The sequence below is a fragment of the Bradyrhizobium sp. 164 genome, assembly GCF_023073715.1.
Classification (GTDB): Bacteria; Pseudomonadota; Alphaproteobacteria; order Rhizobiales; family Xanthobacteraceae; genus Bradyrhizobium.
Genome location: NZ_JADPKA010000093.1, coordinates 83,966 through 107,557, shown reverse-complemented (window position 1 = coordinate 107,557; position 23,592 = coordinate 83,966). Strand labels below are relative to the sequence as shown.

At 63.4% G+C, this 23,592-nt stretch carries 24 protein-coding genes and 1 pseudogene; 23 read left to right on the top strand and 2 right to left on the bottom strand.

Annotation, left to right across the window (positions count from 1 at the left end; all coding sequences use genetic code 11):
- Window positions 1-3 precede the first annotated feature (3 nt).
- The 12 genes from IVB01_RS27885 to IVB01_RS27830 all read left to right on the top strand — a co-directional run bounded on the left by IVB01_RS27885 (window position 4) and on the right by IVB01_RS27830 (window position 12,892).
- Window positions 4-813, top strand: coding sequence for a nucleotidyltransferase family protein (locus IVB01_RS27885; protein WP_247495037.1), 810 nt, complete (start codon window positions 4-6; stop codon window positions 811-813).
- The gene (locus tag IVB01_RS27880) at window positions 810-1,574 is read left to right on the top strand and encodes a TIGR04290 family methyltransferase (protein WP_247495036.1); all 765 of its coding nucleotides are present in this window, start codon (window positions 810-812) and stop codon (window positions 1,572-1,574) included. Before IVB01_RS27885 ends, IVB01_RS27880 begins: the two co-directional genes overlap by 4 nt.
- Window positions 1,574-2,524, top strand: a complete 951-nt coding sequence (locus tag IVB01_RS27875) for a beta-xylosidase (protein ID WP_247495035.1) — start codon at window positions 1,574-1,576, stop codon at window positions 2,522-2,524. Before IVB01_RS27880 ends, IVB01_RS27875 begins: the two co-directional genes overlap by 1 nt.
- Complete coding sequence (locus IVB01_RS27870) at window positions 2,512-3,717, top strand: phosphopentomutase (protein ID WP_247495034.1); 1,206 nt, start codon at window positions 2,512-2,514, stop codon at window positions 3,715-3,717. Before IVB01_RS27875 ends, IVB01_RS27870 begins: the two co-directional genes overlap by 13 nt.
- Before the next feature lie 205 nt (window positions 3,718-3,922).
- Window positions 3,923-5,035, top strand: a complete 1,113-nt coding sequence (locus IVB01_RS27865) for an NAD-dependent epimerase/dehydratase family protein (RefSeq protein ID WP_247495033.1) — start codon at window positions 3,923-3,925, stop codon at window positions 5,033-5,035.
- Window positions 5,035-6,093 (top strand): NAD-dependent epimerase/dehydratase family protein, encoded by a 1,059-nt coding sequence (locus tag IVB01_RS27860; protein WP_247495031.1) that lies wholly within the window; start codon window positions 5,035-5,037, stop codon window positions 6,091-6,093. Before IVB01_RS27865 ends, IVB01_RS27860 begins: the two co-directional genes overlap by 1 nt.
- The gene (locus IVB01_RS27855) at window positions 6,090-7,376 is read left to right on the top strand and encodes a TIGR04295 family B12-binding domain-containing radical SAM protein (RefSeq protein ID WP_247495030.1); all 1,287 of its coding nucleotides are present in this window, start codon (window positions 6,090-6,092) and stop codon (window positions 7,374-7,376) included. The genes IVB01_RS27860 and IVB01_RS27855 overlap by 4 nt, the downstream gene beginning before the upstream one ends.
- Entirely contained in the window at window positions 7,373-8,485 is a 1,113-nt protein-coding gene (locus IVB01_RS27850) for a glycosyltransferase family 4 protein (protein ID WP_247495029.1), read from the top strand. The genes IVB01_RS27855 and IVB01_RS27850 overlap by 4 nt, the downstream gene beginning before the upstream one ends.
- On the top strand, window positions 8,482-9,609 hold the full coding sequence (locus IVB01_RS27845; protein ID WP_247495028.1) for a glycosyltransferase: 1,128 nt from the start codon (window positions 8,482-8,484) through the stop codon (window positions 9,607-9,609). Before IVB01_RS27850 ends, IVB01_RS27845 begins: the two co-directional genes overlap by 4 nt.
- Entirely contained in the window at window positions 9,606-10,694 is a 1,089-nt protein-coding gene (locus IVB01_RS27840; protein WP_247495027.1) for a glycosyltransferase, read from the top strand. Before IVB01_RS27845 ends, IVB01_RS27840 begins: the two co-directional genes overlap by 4 nt.
- Complete coding sequence (locus tag IVB01_RS27835; protein WP_247495026.1) at window positions 10,691-11,815, top strand: glycosyltransferase; 1,125 nt, start codon at window positions 10,691-10,693, stop codon at window positions 11,813-11,815. The genes IVB01_RS27840 and IVB01_RS27835 overlap by 4 nt, the downstream gene beginning before the upstream one ends.
- A 12-nt stretch (window positions 11,816-11,827) precedes the next feature.
- Window positions 11,828-12,892, top strand: a complete 1,065-nt coding sequence (locus tag IVB01_RS27830) for a UDP-glucuronic acid decarboxylase family protein (protein WP_247495025.1) — start codon at window positions 11,828-11,830, stop codon at window positions 12,890-12,892.
- A 199-nt stretch (window positions 12,893-13,091) separates the two neighbouring features.
- Here IVB01_RS27830 and IVB01_RS27825 read toward each other — a convergent pair.
- Window positions 13,092-13,554 (bottom strand): annotated as a pseudogene (locus IVB01_RS27825) (metallophosphoesterase family protein).
- 40 nt (window positions 13,555-13,594) lie between these two features.
- Window positions 13,595-13,813 (bottom strand): hypothetical protein, encoded by a 219-nt coding sequence (locus IVB01_RS27820; protein ID WP_247495067.1) that lies wholly within the window; start codon window positions 13,811-13,813, stop codon window positions 13,595-13,597.
- 146 nt (window positions 13,814-13,959) lie between these two features.
- On the opposite strand from IVB01_RS27820, the gene IVB01_RS35525 reads away from it, so the two are divergent.
- The 11 genes from IVB01_RS35525 to IVB01_RS27770 all read left to right on the top strand — a co-directional run bounded on the left by IVB01_RS35525 (window position 13,960) and on the right by IVB01_RS27770 (window position 23,587).
- Entirely contained in the window at window positions 13,960-14,082 is a 123-nt protein-coding gene (locus IVB01_RS35525) for a hypothetical protein (RefSeq protein WP_256464874.1), read from the top strand.
- Window positions 14,083-14,151: 69 nt separating this feature from the next.
- On the top strand, window positions 14,152-15,162 hold the full coding sequence (gene coxB, locus IVB01_RS27815; protein ID WP_247495024.1) for a cytochrome c oxidase subunit II: 1,011 nt from the start codon (window positions 14,152-14,154) through the stop codon (window positions 15,160-15,162).
- Window positions 15,163-15,164: 2 nt separating this feature from the next.
- The gene (gene ctaD / locus IVB01_RS27810) at window positions 15,165-17,072 is read left to right on the top strand and encodes a cytochrome c oxidase subunit I (RefSeq protein WP_247495023.1); all 1,908 of its coding nucleotides are present in this window, start codon (window positions 15,165-15,167) and stop codon (window positions 17,070-17,072) included.
- A complete protein-coding gene (locus IVB01_RS27805) occupies window positions 17,069-17,668 on the top strand; it encodes a cytochrome c oxidase subunit 3 (RefSeq protein WP_247495022.1) in 600 nt (199 codons plus the stop codon). The genes ctaD and IVB01_RS27805 overlap by 4 nt, the downstream gene beginning before the upstream one ends.
- Window positions 17,665-18,018 (top strand): hypothetical protein, encoded by a 354-nt coding sequence (locus tag IVB01_RS27800; RefSeq protein ID WP_247495021.1) that lies wholly within the window; start codon window positions 17,665-17,667, stop codon window positions 18,016-18,018. The genes IVB01_RS27805 and IVB01_RS27800 overlap by 4 nt, the downstream gene beginning before the upstream one ends.
- Complete coding sequence (locus IVB01_RS27795; RefSeq protein ID WP_247495020.1) at window positions 18,006-18,929, top strand: cytochrome c oxidase assembly protein; 924 nt, start codon at window positions 18,006-18,008, stop codon at window positions 18,927-18,929. Before IVB01_RS27800 ends, IVB01_RS27795 begins: the two co-directional genes overlap by 13 nt.
- A gap of 131 nt (window positions 18,930-19,060) precedes the next feature.
- Window positions 19,061-19,798, top strand: coding sequence for a heme-binding protein (locus IVB01_RS27790; protein WP_247495066.1), 738 nt, complete (start codon window positions 19,061-19,063; stop codon window positions 19,796-19,798).
- Window positions 19,799-19,901: 103 nt separating this feature from the next.
- Window positions 19,902-21,749, top strand: coding sequence for a PQQ-dependent dehydrogenase, methanol/ethanol family (locus IVB01_RS27785; RefSeq protein WP_256464873.1), 1,848 nt, complete (start codon window positions 19,902-19,904; stop codon window positions 21,747-21,749).
- Window positions 21,733-22,569, top strand: a complete 837-nt coding sequence (locus IVB01_RS27780; protein WP_247495019.1) for a substrate-binding domain-containing protein — start codon at window positions 21,733-21,735, stop codon at window positions 22,567-22,569. The genes IVB01_RS27785 and IVB01_RS27780 overlap by 17 nt, the downstream gene beginning before the upstream one ends.
- Window positions 22,569-23,192, top strand: coding sequence for a cytochrome c (locus IVB01_RS27775; RefSeq protein WP_247495018.1), 624 nt, complete (start codon window positions 22,569-22,571; stop codon window positions 23,190-23,192). Before IVB01_RS27780 ends, IVB01_RS27775 begins: the two co-directional genes overlap by 1 nt.
- A 17-nt stretch (window positions 23,193-23,209) precedes the next feature.
- Window positions 23,210-23,587: a c-type cytochrome gene (locus IVB01_RS27770; RefSeq protein WP_247495017.1), complete on the top strand. Its 378-nt coding sequence runs from the start codon at window positions 23,210-23,212 to the stop codon at window positions 23,585-23,587.
- Window positions 23,588-23,592: the final 5 nt, after the last annotated feature.

Here is a 23,592-nt window from a genome sequence, read left to right as displayed (position 1 = left end):
ACCATGTGGGGAATCGTCCCGGCTGCCGGTCGCGGCAGCCGCATCCAGCCGCTCGCCTTTTCAAAAGAACTGCTTCCCGTCGGCAGCCGCGGCGATGACGGCACCGCACGTCCTTGCGCGGTGTCCGAGTATCTCCTCGAGCGCTTGATCCTGGGCGGAGCCGACAAGATCTGCTTCGTCATTTCGCCGGGCAAGTCCGACATTCTCGAATATTTCGGCGACCATTACGGCACCGCCCAGCTCGCCTATGTCGTGCAGCCGGAGCCCCTTGGCTTGTGCGACGCCGTGTTCAGGGCGAGTACGGTTGTCGGCAGAGACGAGGACGTGATTGTCGGGCTGCCCGACACCGTCTGGTTTCCCGCCGCCGCCCTGCGCGCGCTGCCGGGCGCTGATCTGTCGTTCCTGCTGTTTCCCGTAGAACATCCGGAATTCTTCGACGCCGTGGTGCTTGATGGCGATCGTGTGACCGAAATCCAGGTCAAGCAACGCAACGCGAGCTCCAAATGGATCTGGGGCGCCTTCCGAATGTCCGCACGCGGGTTTCGCGAGCTGCAGGCTTTGTGGAATGAGCGCGACCGCTGCGATGAATATTTCGGAACGTTGGTCAATGCTTACCTCGCCGCCGGCGGCCACGGCACCGGGGTCAAAGCCGGCGAGTCCTATGTCGATGTCGGCACGATCGATGGCTATCGCACCGCGATGGCGCTGCTTGCCGAGACCAGCGCCGGCAATGGTCGTGCGCGCCTGTGGGCCGGCGCATCGGCGGAAACAACCCCGGCAGCACCCATGACAAACAACGGAGTGATCGCATGACCCGACCGGCCCTTTCCCGTGACGAAATCCGCCGGCGCGTCGATGCACTCGGTCCATGGTTTCACAATCTCGATCTCGATGGCGTCCCGACGGCGCCCACGCATTTTCTCGGCGACTATCCGAACGTCAAATGGCGACGGTTCTCCGGTGTCATTCCCGACCGGCTCGAAGGCAAGACCGTGCTGGACATCGGCTGCAACGCCGGCTTCTACGCGATGGAAATGAAGCGGCGTGGTGCCGAGCGCGTGCTCGGCCTCGACACCGACGAAGAGTATCTGGCGCAGGCCCGCTTCGCTGCGGAAGTCAACGGGCTGCGCATCGAATTCCGCAAGATGTCCGCCTACGACGTCGGGCAGCTCCGCGAAAAGTTCGACCTCGTGATCTTCATGGGTGTGCTCTATCACCTGCGGCATCCCCTGCTAGCGCTTGACCTGATCCACGAGCATGTCGCCGGCGATCTCCTGCTGTTCCAGTCGATGCTTCGCGGCGACAGCCAGGTCGAGCCGATCGAAAAGAACTATGACTTCTGGACCACGGATCAATTCGACGCTCCGGGTTATCCCAAGCTTCACTTCGTCGAGCACAAATATGCGGACGATCCCACCAACTGGTGGATTCCCAATCGTGCCTGCGTGGAAGCCATGCTTCGCAGCTCCGGCTTTGCCATCACGGCGCATCCTGAAGGCGAGGTCTATCTCTGCAGACGAACGGAGCGGCCGCAGACCGATGGCCCCGTTTATCCGTCGCGGAAGGTGGGCTGATGATCGAAGCTGCCAAGATCTGGAACGAGCCGAATAACAAATCGCATTGGGACCTCCTGATCGACCCGGACTGGGCGATGTTTGCCGACACCGCGATCGCCGCGGGCAAGGCTATCCGCACGGCACATCCGACCTTGCCGCGCGTGCTGGGCGGCATATCGCCGATCGATCCATCCTTCATCCGCAACATGCAGGCGCGCGGCGTTCTCGATCATGTCGATGCGGTGGCGGTGCATGGCTTTCCACTCGACTGGAATCTCTGGCAGATCGGGGAATGGCCGAACAAGCTCGAGGATATCAGGGCGGCGACTTCGCTCCCCGTCTGGGTCACCGAAGTCGGCGTTTCATCGTTCGGTGCTGAAGAGGTCCAGGCTTGGGGCCTGTCGCGCACCGCCGAGCTCCTGATCGGCTACGCACCGCGGATCCACTGGTACAGCCTTTACGACCTGCCCGCCGCCTGGGAGGCAACGACCCGGCACAAGGAAGCCGAAGGGTCCTCCTACTACCGGCATTTCCATATGGGGCTGCTACGGGAAGATGGCAGACCAAAACTCGCGCTGGACAAGTTCGGCCAATACGCGCGTGACCTCGGACTTTGCCAGTGGTTTCACTTTGAGGATCATCGCCTGCATCAGGCAGCCGAATGGATGCGCCGTCTTGGCGTGATCCATCTCCGGACGGGGCTCTCCTGGGCCGACAGTTTCCGTCCCAATGCCCTTGATTGGTTCGACCGCCAGATGGACGCCCTGGCCGAATTCCAGGTCACCGTGACATTCTGCTTCACGCCGGAACATCGCGGGATCGCGCCCCACCACACCAGCCCGCCCAAGGACGCGAACGAGTTCGCCGACTTCTGCGCCCTGATGGTCGAACGTTATTGCACGAGGACCGGGTTGGCACAGGCGGCCTCACCGCAACCGGCCGCGACGGAGCCGACATGCGTGCCCTGATCCTGGTGATGGATTCCGTCGGCATCGGCGCTGCGCCCGACGCTGCACGCTATGGCGATGAGGGCGCAGATACGGTCGGCCACATCGCCGAAGCCTGCCTCGCCGGCAAAGCCGACAATGCGAGCAGGGAGGGGCCGCTCCGTGTTCCCAACCTGCTCGCGCTCGGCCTTGGCCAAGCCTGCCAATTGGCCACCGGGCGCACACCGCCGGGCCTCGATGTTCGCGCCACGACATCGCAATTCGGATGTGCGACCGAGCTATCGAAAGGCAAGGACACCCCTTCAGGACATTGGGAAATCGCCGGCGTACCCGTCCCCTTCGAGTGGGGGTATTTTCCGAGAACCGTGCCCTGCTTTCCCGCCGACCTGATGCGGCGCCTGTGCGCGCAGGCCGATTTGCCCGGGATTCTCGGAAACTGCCATGCATCGGGGACACAGATCATCGCCGACTTTGGCGAGCGCCACATGCAGAGCGGCGAGCCGATCTGCTACACTTCCGCCGACAGTGTGTTCCAGATCGCGGCGCATGAGGACACCTTTGGGCTCGGACGCCTCTACGATGTCTGCCTGACCGCACGCAGACTGGTCGATCCCCTGAATATCGGTCGCGTCATTGCGCGGCCGTTCGTCGGCACTCCCAGCACCGGATTCAGGCGAACCGCGCACCGCCGTGATTTTTCCGTTCCTCCCCCGGAACGCACGATCCTGGACATCGCCGAAAGTGACGGTCGCGACATAGTATCCATCGGCAAAATCGACGACATCTTCGCGCACCGCGGAACCGGACGGAACACGCGAGGTGATGGCAACGATGCCCTCTTTGATGCCACCCTTGACGGACTGGACGGCCTGGCGGAGGGCGGACTCTTGTTTGCCAACTTCGTCGATTTCGATATGGCCTACGGCCATCGCAGGGACGTCGCCGGATATGCCGCCGCGCTCGAAGCGTTCGACGCAAGACTGCTGCAATTGCTCGACCGGCTGCGAAACGATGATCTCCTGATCATCACCGCGGATCACGGCTGCGATCCTACCTGGGCCGGCACTGATCACACGCGCGAACAGGTGCCTATTCTCGTGGCCAACGCCAAACGCGCTCATCGCATCGGTCGGCGGACTGGCTTTGCCGATATTGGAGCAACTGTCGCGAGGCATCTCGACCTACCGGCCCCGTTTCACGGCGTCGGTTTTTAAAAAGCTCGCTCAGCGATTCACCCAGGTTATTGACCCAGGTTAGAGAAATTTTCGTTTGTACATTTTGCAGGAACCAACATTCCTTGCACCGCTTCTAACTTCGAACGTGACTGGCGCGCGGGTCGCCCGACCGAGAGCAAAGCGCGCTTCCACACTCATCCGGGTCGATCCCGCAGGATCGGTCTCCATGCGCACGGAGCGGTGAATGACGCGAGTATTGATCACGGGTGGCGCGGGATTCATCGGATCGCATGTGGCCGACAGCCTTTTGGCCGCTGGCTACGAGGTCAGACTGCTCGACAATCTTTCGCCACAGGTCCACGGCGGCAACCGTCAGCGCCCCTCCTATCTCGCCGCCGACGCGGAGCTCATCATCGGAGACGTGACCGATGCCGACGCTGTCGAACGCGCTCTGCGAGGGACCGACATGGTCCTGCACCTCGCCTCCGCGGTCGGCGTCGGCCAGAGCATGTACGACATCGAGCCCTATGTCAGGACCAATGAGGTGGGCACCGCCGTGCTGCTGCAGGCGCTGTCAAAGCGTCCCGTCGAACGGCTGGTGGTGGCCTCCTCGATGAGCATCTATGGCGAAGGCCTCTATCGCAGCGCCGATCAAAGCGTGATCGCTTGTGACGAACGGCCGATCGAACAACTCCGCAACGGCGACTGGGAATTGCGCGACAAGGCCGGCAGTCCCCTTGAGCCTGTTCCCACTCCCGAGACGAAGCAGCCTTCGCTGAGCTCGATCTATGCGTTGAACAAATATGCGCAGGAGCGGATGTGCCTGATCACGGGCAAGGCGTACGGTATTCCGACCTTGGCGCTGCGCTTCTTCAACGTGTTCGGTCCTCGCCAGGCCCTCTCCAATCCCTACACCGGGGTGCTCGCGATCTTTGCCGCCCGGCTACTCAATGGACGACCGCCGCTGGTGTTCGAGGACGGCCTGCAGCGCCGCGATTTCGTTCATGTGCACGACGTGGCTCGTGCGTGCCGCATGGCACTCGAGGCTGATCACGCCCAGGACGTCTTCAACGTCGGTTCGGGCCAGAGCCGTAATATCTTATCGGTTGCCCAGGACCTAGCGGACGTCATGGGGCGGCCCGACGTCGAGCCCGAGATCACCCGAAAATACCGTGCAGGCGACATTCGACACTGCTTTGCCGATATCGGAAAATCTCGCGACGTGCTCGGTTTCGTTCCGCACATCCACTTCAAGGACGGCCTTGAAGAGCTGGCAGAATACCTTGCCGACCAGATCGCCGACGATCAAGCCGAGCGGGCTACCCGCGAGTTGCTGCAACGAGGATTGGTTGCGTGATGACTGACAACAGACCTGTTCTGATCACCGGAGGCTGCGGCTTCATCGGCTGCAATCTTGCCGACCGGCTCGCCGAACGGGGCGATAACGTGCTGGTACTCGACAACCTTGCCCGCGCTGGCGTGCGAGAGAATGCTCAGTGGCTGAAGTCGAGGCACCGAGACCGGGTGGCGGTGACCATCGCCGACATCCGCGAGCCAATTCCCGTCATCGATGCCGTCCGCGAAGCCCGTGCGGTTCTGCACCTGGCCGCGCAGGTCGCCGTCACCGACAGCGTGAGCGATCCCGCTTCCGATTTCGAGATCAATGCCCGCGGCACGCTGAACGTGCTTGAAGCCGTTCGCCTGCACAATCCGCCGGCGCCTGTCATCTTCGCCTCGACCAACAAGGTCTACGGTCGTCTGATCGACGACAGCGCGATCACGCTGTCCGGCCGGCGCTATGTGCCGACGAGTGACGGTCTGGCTGGCGGTGTTTCCGAAGAGACGCCGCTCGATTTCTATAGCCCCTACGGTTGCTCCAAGGGCACTGCGGACCAGTACGTTCACGATTACGCCCGCGTGTTCGGACTTCGTACGGTCGTGATGCGCATGAGCTGCATCTACGGCCCGCGTCAGTTCGGCACCGAGGACCAAGGCTGGATTGCACACTTTTTGCTGAGCGCGATTCGAGGAAATCCGCTCACGATCTATGGCGACGGCAAGCAGGTTCGCGACGCGCTCCACGTCTCGGATGCGGTCAATGCCTGGCTAGCAGCGCTTGATCGCATCGAGCTAGTCCGCGGACGGGTCTTCAATCTCGGTGGCGGTCCGCGCAATGCGATCAGTCTGCTAGAATTGATCGACCAGATTGGTGAGCTAACAGGCCGGGACGTCGCCTACAGTTTCGCTGACTGGCGTCCGGGCGATCAGCCCTGGTACGTCACGGATACAAGCGCCTCGTCCGCGGCGCTTGGCTGGGCGCCGCAGGTTGGGCTCGCGGAAGGACTTCGCTCGCTCCACACCTGGCTGTACAGCCGCTTCGGATCATCAGATAGCAGCCGCGAGGCCTTGGCATGACCCGGGTCGCCCTCATCAATCCCAACTGGGAGTTCGGCGGCAGCATTTATTTCGGCTGCCGATCGCCTCACCTGCCGCTGGAGCTCGGCATATCCGAACACCACCTGAAGGCGGCTGGACACGAGACGCTGCTGATTGACGCCCACATGTTCGACCTGTCGCTTACCGACATCGAAGCCGAGCTGCGCGCGTTCGATCCGGATCTGGTCGCCATCACCACAGCCCCGACCTATCTGTTCTGGCGTTGCGCCCCCCCTGAGCTCCGTGTGCCGCAGCAGCTCGCGCTTACGGTTCGGGACCTCGCACCTGTCCTGGTCGCGGTCGGCCCTCACGGCTCGACCACACCAAAGGCGGCGCTGAAAAAGCTCGGTGCCGACATCGTCATCATGGGCGAATGCGAGATCTCGTTGCTCCGCCTGGCCAACGGCGAACGCGACTTTGCTGGCCTGTGCCTTCGGGACGGAGCTTCCGTCCAGGTCAATGGTGGCCCCCAGGCTGCCCGCTTTACGGATCAGCCGCCGCTGCACTGGCCCGACGAGATGATTCGCCGGCATCACCATCACCATCATCGCTTTGAAGCCGAGCCGCTTGCACCTGGTGCCGAGGTCGAGGCCTCGCGAGGTTGTCCTTACAGCTGCACGTTCTGCGCCAAGGACAACTTCCGCAACGCCTATCGCAAGCGTCCGCCCGCTATCATTCTCGATGAGATCGACGGCCTCCGTAGCCAGGGCATCGAATATGTCTACTTCATCGACGAGATCTTTCTCCCGAACGCCGAGCTGCTGCAGGAGCTGACGACGCGGGATCTGAAATTCGGCGTGCAGACCCGGATCGACCTTTGGAAACCGGACATGCTCGCCCTGCTCGGCCGCGCCGGTTGCGTTTCGATCGAGGCCGGGATCGAGAGCCTGACAGTTGAGGGGCGCGCTGCGCTTGCCAAGAACTGCAGAATGAGCACCGATCAGCTGGCAGAGCGGCTGTCCGAAGCGCGTCGTCACGTTCCCTTCGTGCAGGCCAATTTGATTGAAATGCCCGAGGACGACGATCCGGTCGTGCAGCGCTGGCGTCGCCAGATGCAGGACGCCGGCGTCTGGGCCAATGACCCAGTCCCTCTCTATCCCTACCCGGGATCGCCGGACTACCGCAAATTATGGGGCGAGCCCGACGACTTCGCCTGGGAGCGCGCCCATCAGCATTATCTCGCGATGTTCGACCGGTTCAGCGACGTCCAGAACGATCGCCCCGTTCCGCTCGATGCACTCGAACTCCAGGTGGCGCCATGAGCCGCAGTTCGCACATCAGGCTGCTGATGACCACCGACACCGTGGGGGGCGTGTGGACCTATTCCTGCGGTCTCGCCTCCGATCTCGCAAACGCTGGTGTCAACGTCGTCCTGGTCACGATGGGTCCTCGCGCGCGGACAGACGAGCGGGAGCGCCTGCAGCGGTCCCGCGTGCGTCTGATCGAGACGGATCTTGCGCTCGAGTGGCAGGACCCTGAAGGCGCCGATGTGGCCGACGCGAGCCGCGTGCTCGCCAGCCTCGAAGCCAAGCTCAGGCCGGATGTCGTTCACCTCAATAGCTTCCGCGAAGCAGGTTTCGGCTGGCATGCGCCGACGGTGCTGGTGGCGCATTCCTGCGTCAATTCCTGGGCGCAAGCGTGCCGGGACACGACGTGGCTTGAGGAGCCGCGGTGGCGCCGCTACACCGAACGCGTTGCCGCGGCTCTCGACCAGGCGCAGGCCTGGGTGTGCCCGAGCCAATCCTTTCACGACACGATTGATGATATCTATGGTCCTCGTTCCAGAGGCACAGTGATCTGGAACGGGATCGCGCCGGGCGATTTCGTCGGACGAAAACAGGAGCTGATCTTCGCGGCCGGACGGCTTTGGGACCGCGCCAAGAACATCCAAGCTCTTGCGACCGCGGCGCGTGGATTGGCTTGGCCTGTCGAAGTCGCAGGTGCCGCCGATGCGAGCCCCTCCCCTTCGGTCACCTGGCTGGGCCACCTGTCGCCGGAAGCCCTGCACGCCCGCCTTCGGCATGGAGCAATTTTTGTGAGTCCGGCGCTCTATGAGCCGTTCGGCCTTTCGGTGCTGGAGGCCGCGGCAGCCGGCTGCGCGCTCGTCCTGTCCGACATCTCGACGTTCAGGGAGCTCTGGAACGGAGCCGCCATCTTCGTCGATCCGGCCGACACCGACGCGCTGTATCATGTCCTCGCGGATCTTTGCGCGGACGCGCGCGAGCGCTCGCGGCTCCAGCGCGCTGCCTACGAGCATTCGCTGACCTATTCGCGGGCGCGAATGACCAGCGCTTATTTGAGACTCTACGAAAGCTTGATCGCGACGCAGTCTGTCGCGACCAGAGAAGACCGGATCGAGGTGCGGGCATGAAATGCGTTCTGTTCTACCATGCGTTCACCTCGTGCTGGAACAATGGCAACGCACACTTTCTCCGCGGCTACGCGCGCGAGTTGCATGCGCTGGGTCATGAGGTCGTCGTCTTCGAGCCGATCGATGGCTGGAGCCGATTGAATGCGATACGAGAAGGCGGTCCGCATGCACTCGACGACATCCCGGCGCTGCTGCCCGGGATCGACATTCGCCGCTATGATGCCTTCCCCGACCTCGACCGTGCCATTGACGGCGCAAATCTTGTGATCGTCCACGAGTGGAATTCCCCCGGTCTGATCGCGCAGCTCGGACGCAGGCGCGCGCAAGGGGCTCCCTACACGCTGCTGTTTCACGATACCCACCACCGCGCGGTCAGCGCGCCAGACGAATTGGCACAGTTCGACCTCGATGGCTTCGACGGCGTGCTTGCCTTCGGCGAGGTGCTTCGGCAGATCTACCTGAAGCTTGGATGGGCGGACCGCGTCTTCACTTGGCACGAGGCGGCGGATACCGCCTTGTACCACCCGCTGCCGGACATCGCGCGCACCGACGATCTGATCTGGATCGGCAATTGGGGCGACGGCGAGCGCGGCGCCGAGCTCAACGAGTTCCTCGTCGAGCCGGTCGCCGACTTGAAGCTCCGGGCCAGCATCTATGGCGTCCGGTACTCGGACGCGGCTCTCGAGACGATTCGAGCGGCCGGTATCCGATACGGCGGCTGGCTGCCGGCACATTGGGCTCCCGCGGCCTTTGCCAGCGCACGTGCGACGGTGCATGTGCCACGGGCGCCCTATGTCCGTTCTCTTCCGGGCATACCCACCATCCGCGTCTTCGAAGCGATGGCCTGCGGCATTCCCCTGGTCTCCGCACCCTGGTCGGATGCGGAGGGCCTATTCCCCGAGGGCGCCTATCTCGGGGTTGCCGATGGCGCACAGATGAAACAGGCATTGCGCGCCCTCCTGGATGACCACGAGATGTCGTCAGCGATGGTGCAAACAGGGTTCCGTGTGATCCGCGAAAAGCACACCTGCCGCCATCGCGCGCACCAGCTCCTTGAAATCGTCGAGGGCATCCGGGCCACGGGCCAGTCGCAGCGCAAGTCAACCATCGGAGCGGTCGCATGAGGATCTGTTTCTTCGGATCGAGCCTCGTATCGTCCTACTGGAACGGCGCTGCGACCTACTATCGCGGCATGCTGAAGGAAATTGCGACGCTCGGACACGAGGTCACCTTCTTCGAGCCGGACGCGTTCGAACGACAGGCGCATCGCGACATCGACGACCCCGACTGGGCGCGGGTGGTCGTCTATCCGGCAACGTCGGACGGCTGGCGCGGCAGCCTGGAAGCCGCCGCCAAGTCTGCCGACATGCTGATCAAGGCCAGCGGCGTCGGGGTCTTCGACGAGGAGCTTGAGATTGCGGCCGCGACCATCCCCTCGAGAGCCATGCGCATCTACTGGGATGTCGACGCGCCGGCGACGCTCGAAGCGATCGATCAGAGCCCGCAGCATCATTTGCGCAGCGTCATCGCGTCCTATGACATGGTGCTGACCTATGGCGGCGGCGAGCCGGTCGTGTCCGCATACCGCGCCAGGGGTGCTCGCGATTGCATACCGATCTACAATGCGCTGGATCCAGCAACCCACTTCCCCGCACCGCGGATCGCGCGCTACGCCTGCGATCTCAGTCTGCTGGCGAACCGGCTCCCCGATCGCGAGCAGCGCGTCGAGCGCTTCTTCATCGAGGTCGCGCGTCACTTGCCGGAAAAGAGCTTCGTGCTCGGCGGCTCCGGCTGGGAGACCAAGCAGACGCCGGCCAATCTGCGCAAAGTCGGACACGTCGGCACCGCCGATCACAACGGCTTCTTCGGCTCGGCTCTCGCCACGCTCAACGTCAATCGCGACAGCATGGCGCGCTACGGCTTCTCGCCGCCGACACGCGTGTTCGAGGCCGTCGGCGCCGGCGCCTGCCTGATTACCGATCAATGGGAAGGAATCGATTATTTTCTGGAGCCCGACCACGAGGTTCTGGTCGCGGCGACCGCAGCGGAGGTGGCCGGCCACATCAACGCTTTGACCCCCGATCGCGCCCGGGCCATCGCCGGCCGCGCCCGCGCGCGCATCCTCAATCACCACACCTACCGGCATCGCGCGCGCCAGTTCAACGAACTCTTTGTCGGAAGCAGCTCACGCATAGAGGCAGCAGAATGAACCTCAACATCGTCGTCATCGGTCTTTCGGTCACATCCTCATGGGGCAACGGTCATGCCACGACCTACCGCGCCCTGATCGAAGCCCTGGCACAGCGAGGCCACCGCGTCAGCTTCCTTGAGCGCGACGTCGCCTGGTATCGGAATCATCGCGATCTGGTCAATCCCTCCGCGTGGAACGTCCACCTCTATCAATCGCTCAGCGACATCCCATCCCGCTTCGGATCGCTCATCCGCGCTGCCGATCTGGTGATGGTCGGCTCGTACGTGCCTGACGGCATCGCGATCTCTGACTGGGTGACGAGCCATGCTCAGGGAATTACCGCCTTCTACGACATCGATACGCCGGTCACGCTGTCTCGCCTCGAGCAAGGCCTCGATTACATTTCTGCGGCAATGATTCCGCGTTTTGATTTGTATCTGTCCTTTACCGGCGGTCCGGTCCCGCAGATGATCGAGGAGAACTACGGCAGCCCGCTGGCGCGAGCGCTTTATTGCAGCGCTGATACGAATCTGTATGCACCCAGGCCAGCGAAGCCAAAATGGTCGCTGGGTTACCTCGGAACGTACAGCGGCGACAGGCAGCCTGTTCTCGAGGAGTTGCTTCTGGCGCCTGCCCGCGCCTTGCCGGCTGAGCAATTTGTGGTCGCAGGGGCACAATACCCCGAGCACATCAGTTGGCCCGCCAATGTGACCCGGATCGAGCATCTCACGCCGCAGCAGCATCCGACGTTCTATTCCGAACAGCGCTTCACCCTGAATGCGACGCGGAGCGACATGCGCGCGCTTGGCTTCTCACCCAGCGTTCGCCTGTTCGAGGCGGCGGCCTGCGGAACACCGATTATTTCGGACCGATGGCCAGGCCTTGAAACGATATTCGAGCCGTCCTCCGAAATCCTCATCGTCTCCGAGCCAAAGGAGGTGATCGAGATCCTGCGGGACATCCCTGAAGAACGCCGACGACAGATTGCGGAGAACGCGAGACGGCGGGTTCTTGCTGATCACACGTCGGAGCATCGGGCGCAGCAGCTGGAGACCTTCTATCTGGAGGCTTCCGCGCGGCGGCGTCGGAAATCCAAGCGACTGCCTGAAATCCGGCCGGTGCAGGTCGCCGAACTCTAAAGGGAGACGACCATGACGTTTCAGACTCGCATTCGTGCCCCGCGCCCGACCCCGACCACGTTGGTCGCCGGTGGCGCCGGGTTTATCGGCTCGCATCTGTGCGACGCGCTCCTGCAGCACGGACACAGGGTGATTTGTCTCGACAACCTGTTCACCGGCACGATGGCAAACATCCGGCCACTGCTCAACCATCCGAATTTCCGCTTCATCGACCAGGACGTGCGTGAGCCGCTGGACATCGACGAACCCGTCGATCGGATCTACAGCCTGGCCTGCCCGGCCTCGCCGCGCAGTTACCAGAAGGATCCGATCGGCACGATGAACACCTGCGTGATCGGCACCATGAACATGCTCGAGCTTGCGCGCCGGAAGTCGGCGCGCGTGCTCCAGGCATCTACCAGCGAGGTGTATGGCGACCCTGAAATCCACCCCCAGCCGGAATCCTACCTCGGCAACGTCAATCCAATCGGTCCGCGCGCCTGTTACGACGAGGGCAAGCGCGCCGCAGAAACACTGATGTTCGACTACCACCGGCAGCACGGGGTCGAGATCAAGGTCGCGCGCATTTTCAATACCTATGGACCACGCATGCTCGAGAACGACGGGCGGGTCGTGTCGAACTTCATCGTACAGGCCTTGCGCGGCGAACCGATCACCATCTACGGCCGTGGGACCCAGACCAGAAGCTTCTGCTTCGTCGACGATCTCGTGCGCGGATTGCAGCTTCTGATGGAGAGCCCGGCCGAGGTCACTGGCCCGTGCAACCTGGGCAACCCGCATGAGGTCACGATCGAAGCCATCGCCCGCGAAGTCCTGTCGTACACCCGTTCGACGTCCCCGCTTCGCTTCGAGGCGCTGCCCACGGACGATCCCAAGCGTCGCAAGCCCGTCATCGACATCGCCGAACGGTCACTGGGATGGCGCCCGCGCGTGCCGCTGAAAGACGGCCTGCAGGCGACCATTGCCTATTTCGCGCTTCGCATCGCGACCGATGCCCCGGCGCTGACGCCGGCAATCGCCGCAGGCAGGACGGGCCGTACGGCCCGCGGACGACTAACCCTTGCGGAGCGCACGTGATGACGTTCTAAAACGCGAAAACAACCCCATGCACAGTAGCCGGGCCAAGCAAAATCAATAACTTAGCGTGCGTCGCGTGATGTTGCGGATTTTACGAACTCCTGGTTGCGACGTCGGGCAAATCAGGGGCATGATGTCATCCTCGCGCGCCGCCGTTTGGAAGCCGGCCGATGCTTCATTCTCGGCCGGCCCGGCCCCGTCAAACGTGGTCGAGGTCGTGGATGACGGGGCGGAGGGGACCGTCCTCGTCCCATTCGAGCGTTGCCAGTGTGATCGGCAGCTTGAACCTGCGTCGCCCGGCGCTTCGAGGTAAAGCACGCCGTCCCGAGTGCTGATCTGCAAGTGATGGGAATGGCCCGACACCACGACATCGATGCCGAGATCAGCCGGGACAATGCTCAGGGCGTTGAGGTCATGCAGAATGTAAAAGCAGCGCCCGCCAAGGGCAGGGTTTCAGTCTCAGGATAGGATCTTGCCCACGCGCCGCTGTCGACATTTCCCCTGATCGCTGTGACCGGTGCAATTCGGCGAAGTCTCTCAACGACCTCGGCAGCGCCGATGTCGCCGGCATGAATGATATGGGATACGCCGGCCAAGCGGCGCTCCGCCTCCGGCCGCAGCAGGCCGTGCGTGTCGGAGATCACGCCGATGGTCAACGACATCTCACATCAAACCTTTCGGAGAGCCTTGCCGAACCAGACCTCAGTGCAGGAGGTCCAAGGGCACCCGGCCAATCTCGTCGCCTTCCTGGTTGGTCACAAGGATCGCGAAGTGACGGCCTCGTAGCTCGGGACGCTCCTTGGAGAGGCGTCTTGCAATCTCTTCAGCGACATCGAGCGCCTGAATGTCGTCCGCCAACTCGGCACCACCCTCGTCGGTCACCGTCCTGGAATCCACCAAATCAAAATGATAGCGCGGCACGTTCAACCCGTCGAGTTTTCTGTCAAGAAAGCCCGCTAGCGCGGCTTCGTTCCGGCGTGGTCGTGACGGTGACGGTCAAACCACGTCAGAACAGGAACCTCCCGGTCGCCGCAACATTGCAGAAGCGATCGAGCGAGGAGCGATACATGCTGGAAGAGCTGCGCGTGCTCGCCCAACCAGGCGCCATGATCGCTGTCCTTGCCATCCTGCTGCTGATGGCGGCTGGGGACGCAGCCATCTTCGTCGCCGCCAGAGGTTGGCCGTTCTAGCGCCGCGATTAGGAACCTTTGTAGGATTGGTCGGTTCCGCCCCTGAAGCGGGAGTTCGGCGAAGCGTCTATGCCAGTCTGGGTGCGAACGGTTCTGATACTGTGCACGACCTGGCCGCTGGCCGCCTGTGCGGGTCGGCAGTCAGCGCTCGACCCGCAGGGGCTGCAATCCGACCAGGTCCGGTCCACGCTTTTCATTTTCCTCGCCGTCTCGGCGATCGTCTGGATCGCAGTTGTCCTCGTCCTCGCCGTTGGAATGCTGCGCCGGAAGCGTGCCACCCATACGCCGCTCGACCTCCACGAGGGCTTCGAGCAACGTGCAGGCCGCCTCGTCCTGGGGCTCGGCGTGGCAACAACCGTGATCGTGCTCGGGCTCTCCTTTGTCAGCTATGCCGGCCAGCGTAACGTCTTCGCCAAGGACGAGCACGCCCTCACACTCAAGATCATCGGCCACCAATGGTGGTGGGAGGTTCACTATGAAGCCGACAGTCCGCACCAGAGCTTCGTGACTGCGAACGAGATCCGGATCCCCACCGGTCAACCGATCAAAGTCGAGCTGGAATCGGCCGATGTGATCCACAGCTTCTGGGTGCCCAGCCTGACCGGCAAGATGGACCTCATCACCGGCCAAAAAAACGAGCTGCAGTTCACGGCGAAGAATGCCGGGGTCTATCGCGGACAATGCGCCGAGTTCTGCGGCCTCCAGCATGCCCACATGGCTTTTGATATCATCGCCTTGCCGCCGGACGAATTCGGCCGCTGGCGCGATCACCAGAACCAGAGCGCGCAAAGCCCTGCGGATCAGCTCGGCAGGCAGGGCGAGGCGTTGTTCCGCGCGCGGGGCTGCGCGCTGTGCCACAACATTAGCGGCACGCTGGCCGGCGGGCAGCTTGGCCCCGATCTCACGCATGTCGGCAGCCGCACGACCATCGCGGCGGGAACGCTGCCGAACAATCCAGCGACGCTCGGTGCGTGGATCTCCGACCCTCAGCATATCAAGCCGGGCAATCTCATGCCGAAGATGCCGCTGCAATCGAACGAGCTCATTGCGATCCTTCACTATCTGGAGCAGCTCAAGTGAGCATGGCCGCTGAAAAAAACCAGCTGCGCGACGACGTCCTGAACGGCTTCCAGCTCTCCCAGCAACTCGAGCGGATCTGGCGCACACCATCGGGGCTGCCCGGCGCGCTCATGTCGGTGGATCACAAGGTCGTGGGGCGCCGCTACATCGTGACCGCCTTCGTCTTCCTGCTTCTCGGCGGCATTCTTGCGGTCCTGATGCGCATTCAACTCGCAGGCCCCGAGAACACTTTCCTGTCGGCGGACAAATACAACCAGATCTTCACGATGCACGGCTCGACCATGATGTTCCTGTTCGCCGTGCCGGTCATGGAGGCGTTCGCCGTCTACCTCGTGCCGCTGATGGTCGGCACGCGCAACATCGCCTTCCCACGCCTGAATGCCTTCAGCTACTGGATGTTCCTGTTCGGAGGCTGCTTCCTCTGGATCTCCTTCGCGCTCAATGTCGGTCCGGACGTGGGTTGGTTTGCCTACGTTCCGCTGTCCTCGTTGCAGTACACGCCGACGAAGCGCCCGGACGTCTGGGCGCAGATGATCACCTTCACCGAGGTCGCCGCGCTCGCCGTTGCCGTGGAGATCATCGTGACCGTGTTCAAGCAGCGCGCACCCGGCATGACGCTCGACCGCATTCCCCTCTTCGTCTGGGCGATGCTGGTCACGGCCTTCCTGGTGATGTTCGCAATGCCCTCGATCATGGTGGCATCGACGTCGCTGATCCTCGACCGCCTCGTCAATACGCGCTTCTACGACTCTTCCTCGGGGGGCCATCCCCTGCTCTGGCAGCATCTGTTCTGGTTCTTCGGCCATCCCGAGGTTTACATCATCTTCATTCCGGGCACCGGCATGGTCTCGGCAATCCTCGCGACGTTCGCCCGCCGGCCGGTGGTCGGCTATCCCGTCGTCATTCTCTCGCTGATCGCGACCGGCTTCCTGTCGTTCGGTCTGTGGGTCCACCACATGTTCGTGACGGGCCTGCCTCAACTTGGCGCCGGCCTGTTCACGGCGTCCAGCATGCTGATCGCAGTGCCGAGCGGCCTGCAGATCTTCTGCTGGCTGGCGACGCTCTGGGACGGACGGCCGGTCTACCGGACGCCGCTGCTGTTCGTGCTCGGCTTCATCGTGATCTTTGTGCTCGGCGGGCTGTCCGGCGTGATGGTCGCCTCGGTGCCGATCGACACCCAGGTGCACGACACCTATTTCGTTGTCGCCCACTTCCATTACGTGCTGATCGGCGGCGCCGTCTTCCCGCTGATCGGCGCGGTCTATTACTGGTTTCCCAAGATCACCGGGCGCATGCTGAGCGAAAGGCTCGGGCGCTGGAATTTCTGGCTGGCCTTCATCGGCTTCAACATCGCGTTTTTTCCGATGCATATTCTCGGACTGATCGGCATGCCGCGCCGGGTCTACACCTACACCGCCGACATGGACTGGGCGCATCTGAACCTGCTGTCCAGCGGCGGTGCGCTCATCTTCGCGCTCAGCTTCGCGCTGCTGCTCATCAACGTCGTTTACAGCGCGCGAAAGGGCACGCTCGCCGGTGACAATCCCTGGAACGCCTCGACGCTGGAATGGGCGACCGCCTCGCCGCCGCCGCCGCAGAACTTCGACCGCATTCCCGTCGTCAAGCACCGCGACCCGTTGTGGGCCGATGGCGAAAGCCTGCCCGTGGTCGCGGGCCTCAGTGCAGAGCGGCGGGAGGTGCTGCTGACGTCGCTTGCGGAAGCCGAGCCGCAGGTCCGCGAGGCTTCGCCCGAGCCGAGCATCTGGCCGCTGCTCGCGGCGATCGCGACGACGATCTTCTTCATCGGATCGATCTTCACGCCCTGGGCCGTGCTGTGGGGCACGCCGCCGATGGCCATCGCCCTGATCGGCTGGTTCTGGCCGACGGGCAGCAAGGAGGACGAGGCGTGAGGCAGACCATCGTACGCGACGTCTCCGACCTGCCGACCTTCGGCTTCGGCCCGCGCAGCGGACCCTGGTGGGGCGCCATGGGCTTCATGGCCCTGGAGGGCATGGGCTTCGCGATCGCCGTCGGCGCCTATCTCTACCTCTATGCCATCAATGCGAGCTGGCCGATCGGTGCGTCACCGCCCGATCTCTGGCCCGGGACGGTCGAGGTTGTGCTCTATCTGCTGAGCATCATCCCCAACGAGTACACCAACCGCGCGGCCTATCGCTATGATCTGCCGAAAGTCCGTCTCGGCCTGATCGTGATGTCCCTGATCGGCATTGCGCTGCTGGTGCTCCGCGGCTTCGAGTTCGCGCATCTCAACACCCGCTGGGACAATTCGGCCTACGGGTCGATCGTCTGGCTCATCCTTGGATTGCACACCACGCATCTCGCGACGGACCTGGGCGACACCGTCGTGCTGGCAGTGCTGATGTTCACGCGGCACGCCAAGCCGCGTCGCTTCAGCGACGTGACCGACAACGTGTTCTACTGGAATTTCGTCGTGCTTGCCTGGTTGCCGCTCTATGTCCTGCTCGATTGGGTGCCGCGCCTATGACCGACACTGACGGACGCAGCAGACTGCTGTATTGGGCCGGCGTCGCCCTTGGGCCGCTGGCATGGGGAATCAATCTGCAAGGCATCTACGCGCTCGCGCATTTCTCTTGCGAGACCACCAGAACCTCCGGCGCGATCATGAGCGCTGCTCTGGCTATTATCGCCCTTTTGGGCACGGCCATTTCGGCCCGCGCGGTTCGGCGCAGAGCCGGGGCTGAATGGGCCGATGCACAAGGCGGCGGGCCGAGCACCTTCATGGCCTGGCTCGGCGTCGGCAGTGGCGTGCTGTTCGCGCTGGTCATTGCCAACCAGCTCGCTGCCTCCCTGATGATCAGCCCATGCCTGCGCTGAGGATTACGATATTGTTGTTGGCGCTGCTTGCGCAGCCGGCCCTTGCCCACGGCCTTTCGGATGTCGATACCGGATCGCTCTGGAGCTACGATCCCTGGCTGCTCGCTCCGCTCTACGCGGTCGGCATCGCCTTCTATATCGGGACGCAGCGTCTGTGGCGACAAGCGGGCGGAGGCCGGGGCGTCAGCTTCCGCCAGGTCGGCGCATTCTGGACCGGCTGGCTGATCACGGCGCTTGCCACGACTTCGCCGCTGCACTGGCTCGGCGAACGCCTCTTTACCGCCCACATGGTCGAGCACGAATTGCTCATGGTCGTCGCCGCTCCGCTGATGGCCTATGCACGGATCAACGGCCCTCTGCTGTGGAGCCTGCCGTCATCACTTCGACCGGCAGCCGGCCGGTTTCTCAATCTGCCGATATTGGCCGTGCCGTGGCATTTCATCAGCCATCCTGTCAGCGCAACAGCGCTTCATGGCGTAGCGCTGTGGGCCTGGCACGTCCCGCCTCTGTATGTCTGGGCCTTGGAAAATCCCGGGGTGCATCGTTTCCAGCACATCAGCTTCTTTGCGACGGCGCTGTTGTTCTGGTGGGTGCTGCTCTACGGCCGTGGACAGGATCGCAGCAGCCGCGTGCGCGACGGCATCGCGATCGGCTGCCTCTTCATCACCATCCTGCATTCCGGCCTGCTCGGCGCCCTGCTGACGGTGTCGCCGCGGCTCTGGATTCCGGCTCAGGGCGCATTGGCCGGTGAATTCGGCCTGTCGCCGCTTGAAGATCAGCAGCTCGCGGGCATCCTGATGTGGGTGCCGATGGGCATCCTGTACACGGGCGCGGCGTTGTTCTTTGCTCATCGGTGGCTGACGGCGAACGATGCGCATACGCGCCTGTCGCTCGCGCGGAATGCCGGCTGAGAGATGCGCTCTTTTCATAGGAACCGCAGGTTCGAGTCCGACGTTCGCCTGCCAAACATCAGATCCCCGGAGGCGATATGGGTAAACTCTCCGTCATGGCGGCAGCTGTAGTGGCAGCCGCCGCATCTTCGATGTCGGTAAGCTCCCTCGCACAGGACCAGCCCCATCCGGCACTGTCCTGCCCAGTCGACCATGATCAGCTCGCCGACACGCTCAAGAAGAACGTGAAGCCGGGCGGCGGGCCGAGCAATGGCGGATTGGACAACAACGAATGGGCTGCCGTCGTCAATCGGCAGGGCATTGTCTGCGCGGTCGCCTATAGCGGCGGCAAGGTCGACGACCAGTGGCTGGGCAGCCGGGCCATCGCGGCCGAGAAGGCCAACACGGCCAATGCATTCAGCCTCAAGGACAAGGCGATCGCGACGGCCAACCTCTATGCCGGCGCGCAGCCTGGCGGGTTCCTGTTCGGTGCGGCCCTCGGCAACCCGCCGTCCCCGGAGGTCCTGTACGCGGGAACACCGGAGCAATTCGGCACGTCCCACGATCCGATGGTGGGCAAGCCGATCGGCGGGACGATCGTGTTTGGCGGCGGCTTGGCCCTCTATGACGGCAACGGCATTGCCGGCGCGCTGGGCGTCAGTGGCGACAGCTCCTGCGCGGATCACAACGTGGCCTGGCGCGTGCGTCATCAGCTCGGGCTCGACCGCGTGCCGGCCGGCGTCAGCCCCAACATGAAAGACGCGATCATCTATGACATCGGGCTCGACGGCAAAAGCCCCTCGGGATTCGGGCATCCCAAGTGTAACGGCAAGGAAGATCAGATCGCAGTCGATCTCGGCGCCGGCGTATCCGGCAACGTGGTGAGATAGCCCGCCTCTGCTCTTGGAACCAAGCGGAGGCGCAACGTTTGTACGTTCGCAAACCGGCCTGCAACGCGGCACGGCCTCATCACTGCCGTGGAGATCTTTACATATGTTAGTGCGTGGTCTCACGCGTTTGCTGAAGCGGATTCCAGTTGTCCTCAGCGCTTGCTGTGCCGTGCTGTCGTCGGCGTCGGCCCAGAGCGATCTCGCCGGCCGCATGAAAGATCCGGGCCAATGGCCGATGGCGGCGCGCGACTACGCCAATACGCGCTACAGCGAGCTCGACCAGATCAACGCGTCCAACGCATCGCGCCTTCAGCTTGCCTGGACCTTCTCGGTCGGCGCCGACCGCGGCCAGGAGGCGGCGCCGCTGGTGGTCGACGGCACCATGTATGTGGTCGGCCCCTATGCAGGCCCCTACCCCAACCGCGTCTTCGCCCTCAACGCCACGACCGGCGAATTGAAATGGTCCTACGCGCCGAAGCCCGAGCCCGCGGCCGCAGGGGTTGCCTGCTGCGACGTGGTCAGTCGCGGGCTCGCGTTCGACAACGGCAAGATCTTCCTGAATACGCTCGACAACCACAGCGTCGCGCTCGACGCCAAGACCGGCAAAGAGCTGTGGCACACCAAGCTCGGGGAGATCAACAAGGGCGAGACCATCACGATGGCGCCCGTCGTGGTCAAGGGCAAGGTGCTCGTCGGCAACAGCGGCGGCGAGATGGGTGTGCGCGGCTGGGTCACCGCGCTCGATGAAGACACCGGCGCGATCGCGTGGCGCGCCTACGCCACAGGGCCGGACAAGGACGTGCTGATCGGCGACGACTTCAAGCCCTTCTATGACAATCTCAAGGGCAAGGATCTCGGCGTGAAGACGTGGCCCGCCGATCGCTGGCAGGTCGGCGGCGGCACGATGTGGGGATGGATCTCCTACGATCCCGAGCTCAATCTGATCTACTACGGCACCGCCAATCCGAGCCCGTGGAACGCCAACCAGCGCAGTGGTGACAATCTCTGGAGCACCACGATCTTCGCCCGCGACCCCGACACCGGCCGCGCCAAATGGGCCTACCAGATCAACCCGCACGACCTGTTCGACCACGACGAGATCAACGAGAACGTGCTGGTCGATCTCGAGCTCAACGGGCAGACGCGCAAGGTTCTCATCCACCCGGGCCGCAACGGCTACATGTACGTGATCGATCGCGCCACCGGTGAAGTGATCTCGGCGGACGCCTTTGACTTCATCAACGCCTATAAGGGCGTCGATCTCAAGACCGGCAAGATCATTCCGAACGAGGAGAAGACGCCACTCGCCGGTAAGACCGTCGAGAACATCTGCCCGGCCGCGCCGGGCGCCAAGGACTGGCAACCGACCGCATGGTCGCCGCGCACCAAGCTGCTCTATGTGCCGCACCAGCATCTCTGCATGAATTTCAAGGCATCGCAGGTCGGCTACATCGCTGGCACGCCCTATGTCGGCGCCGATGTCGACATGTATGCGGGGCCAGGCGGCCATCGCGGCGAGTTCATGGCGTGGGACCCTGTCGCACGCAAGAAGGTCTGGGAGATCCGCGAGAAGCTGCCGGTCTGGAGCGGCGCGCTGGTGACTGCCGGCGACGTCGCCTTCTACGGCACCATGGATCGCCTGTTCAAGGCCGTGGATGCCAAGGATGGGCATGTGCTCTGGCAATTCCGCGCCGGCTCCGGATTCATCGGCCAGCCGATTTCATATCGCGGCTCCGACGGACAGCAATACATCGCGATCCTCTCAGGTGTCGGCGGCTGGCCGGGCGTCGTCGCCAATGCGGAGGTTGATCAACGCGTGCGCAACGGCGCACTGGGCTTCACCGGCGCCATGCAGGACCTGCCGTTTTACACCGCAGGCGGCAGTGAGCTGCTGGTGTTCAAACTTGGCGGCGCGAATGGTGAGGACAGCAGCAATGCGCCCGCGAAATAAGCGCGCCACCATCATCGCCGGCTTTCTGACACTCGCGACGAGCGCAGCGGCAGCATCGGACGGCACGCTTCGGGTCTGCGCCGATCCGAACAATCTGCCGTTCTCGAACAGCGGCGAGGCGGGATTTGAGAACAAGCTGGCCGCCATGGTGGCCGCGGCTTTCGGCGAGCAGGTCTCCACCACGTGGTGGGCGCAGCGGCGCGGCTTCATCCGCAACACGCTGAAAGCCGGCCAATGCGACGTGGTGATGGGCGTGCCCGGCGGCTACGAACTCGTGGAGACGACCAGGCCCTATTATCGCTCGACCTATGTCTTCGTCACGCGCCAGGATCGTCAGCTCGATCTCTCCTCGCTGCTTGACCCGCGCCTGCACGATCTTACGATCGGCGTGCATCTGATCGGCGATGACGGCAACAATCCGCCGCCTGCCCAGGCGCTCGGCGACCACGGCATCGTCGACAATTTGCGCGGCTACTCGATCTTCGGCGATTATCGCGAGGCCAATCCGCCGGCGCGCTTGATCGAGGCCGTGGAGAGCGGCGAGATCGATGTCGCCGCCGCCTGGGGACCATTGGGGGGTTATTTCGCGCAGCGCTCCCCAGTGCCGCTGACGGTGACGCCGATCCGGGACACCGAGCGCTTTGCGCCTCAGCAATTCCAGTTCGCCATCGCGATGGGCGTGCGCAAAGGCGACCACGCCCTGCGCGACCGTCTCAATGCCTTCATCGACGAGCACCGGTCCGAGATCAACGCCTTGCTACGAAGCTATGGCGTGCCTCTGGTGGAGTTGCCCGTCACGGCCTCGGGAGGACATCAGTGATGTCGTTGCGCACAAGCATGCTGTCGTTGCTGCTGTTGTCCGCGAGCGGCACGACATTCGCCCAGCAGAGCCTGCCGCAATCCCAGGAGGCGCAGCAGCCAGTGCTGGGGCCGCGTCCCAATTTCGGCGGCAGCGTCGGCAACGGCAGGCCCGGCGTCTTCATGCAGGTTCCGGTGAGTCATCTTCACCCCGGCGCGCAGCCGGACCTGCCGCAGATCAAGAACCCCGCGCAAGGCGATCCGAACGCAGAGCAGCGCGGCATGACCTATTACGTCAACTTCAACTGCGTCGGCTGTCACGCGGCCAATGGCGGCGGCGGCATGGGACCGGCGCTGAGCAACAGCACCTTCACCTATGGTGCGCAGCCCGAGAACATCTATCTTTCGATTTACCAGGGACGGCCGAACGGAATGCCGGCCTGGGGCGGCGTGCTGCCTGACAGCGTGATCTGGGATCTCGTCACCTATATCGGCAAGCTCAGCAACGAGCCGACCCGGCAATGGGGCCGCACCTTCTCGGCCAACCCGCTGTCGCCCGAGGTCGAGCAAGTCCCGACCGAGCAGGTCTCGACGACCGATCCCTGGTCCGCCACCAAGGCCTTCAGTTTCGGCCAGAAGCCGTGAATTGACCGGAGATGCCGATGATGAGCACCCTCGCACGATTGCTCATTGCCGCAATACTGGCGCTGGTGGCCGCGTCTTGTGAACAAGGCAAGGCTGCGGGCCCGGACAATTTCATGGGCGATGCGCGTCGGGGTGCCGACCTCGTCAAGCAGTATCGGTGCGGCGGCTGTCACGATATTCCAGGCATCGCCGGTGCCGAAGGCAATGTCGGTCCGCCCCTGCATCGCATCGGGACGCGCACCTACATTGCCGGCTACATCCGGAACTCGCCGGACAACATGGCTGACTGGATCGAAGATCCGCAGCGTGCGTTGCCCGGCAACGCCATGCCGAGAATGGGTATCCCGCAGAAGGACGCGCGCGACATTGCGGCGTTTCTCTATACGCTGAAGTAGCTGAC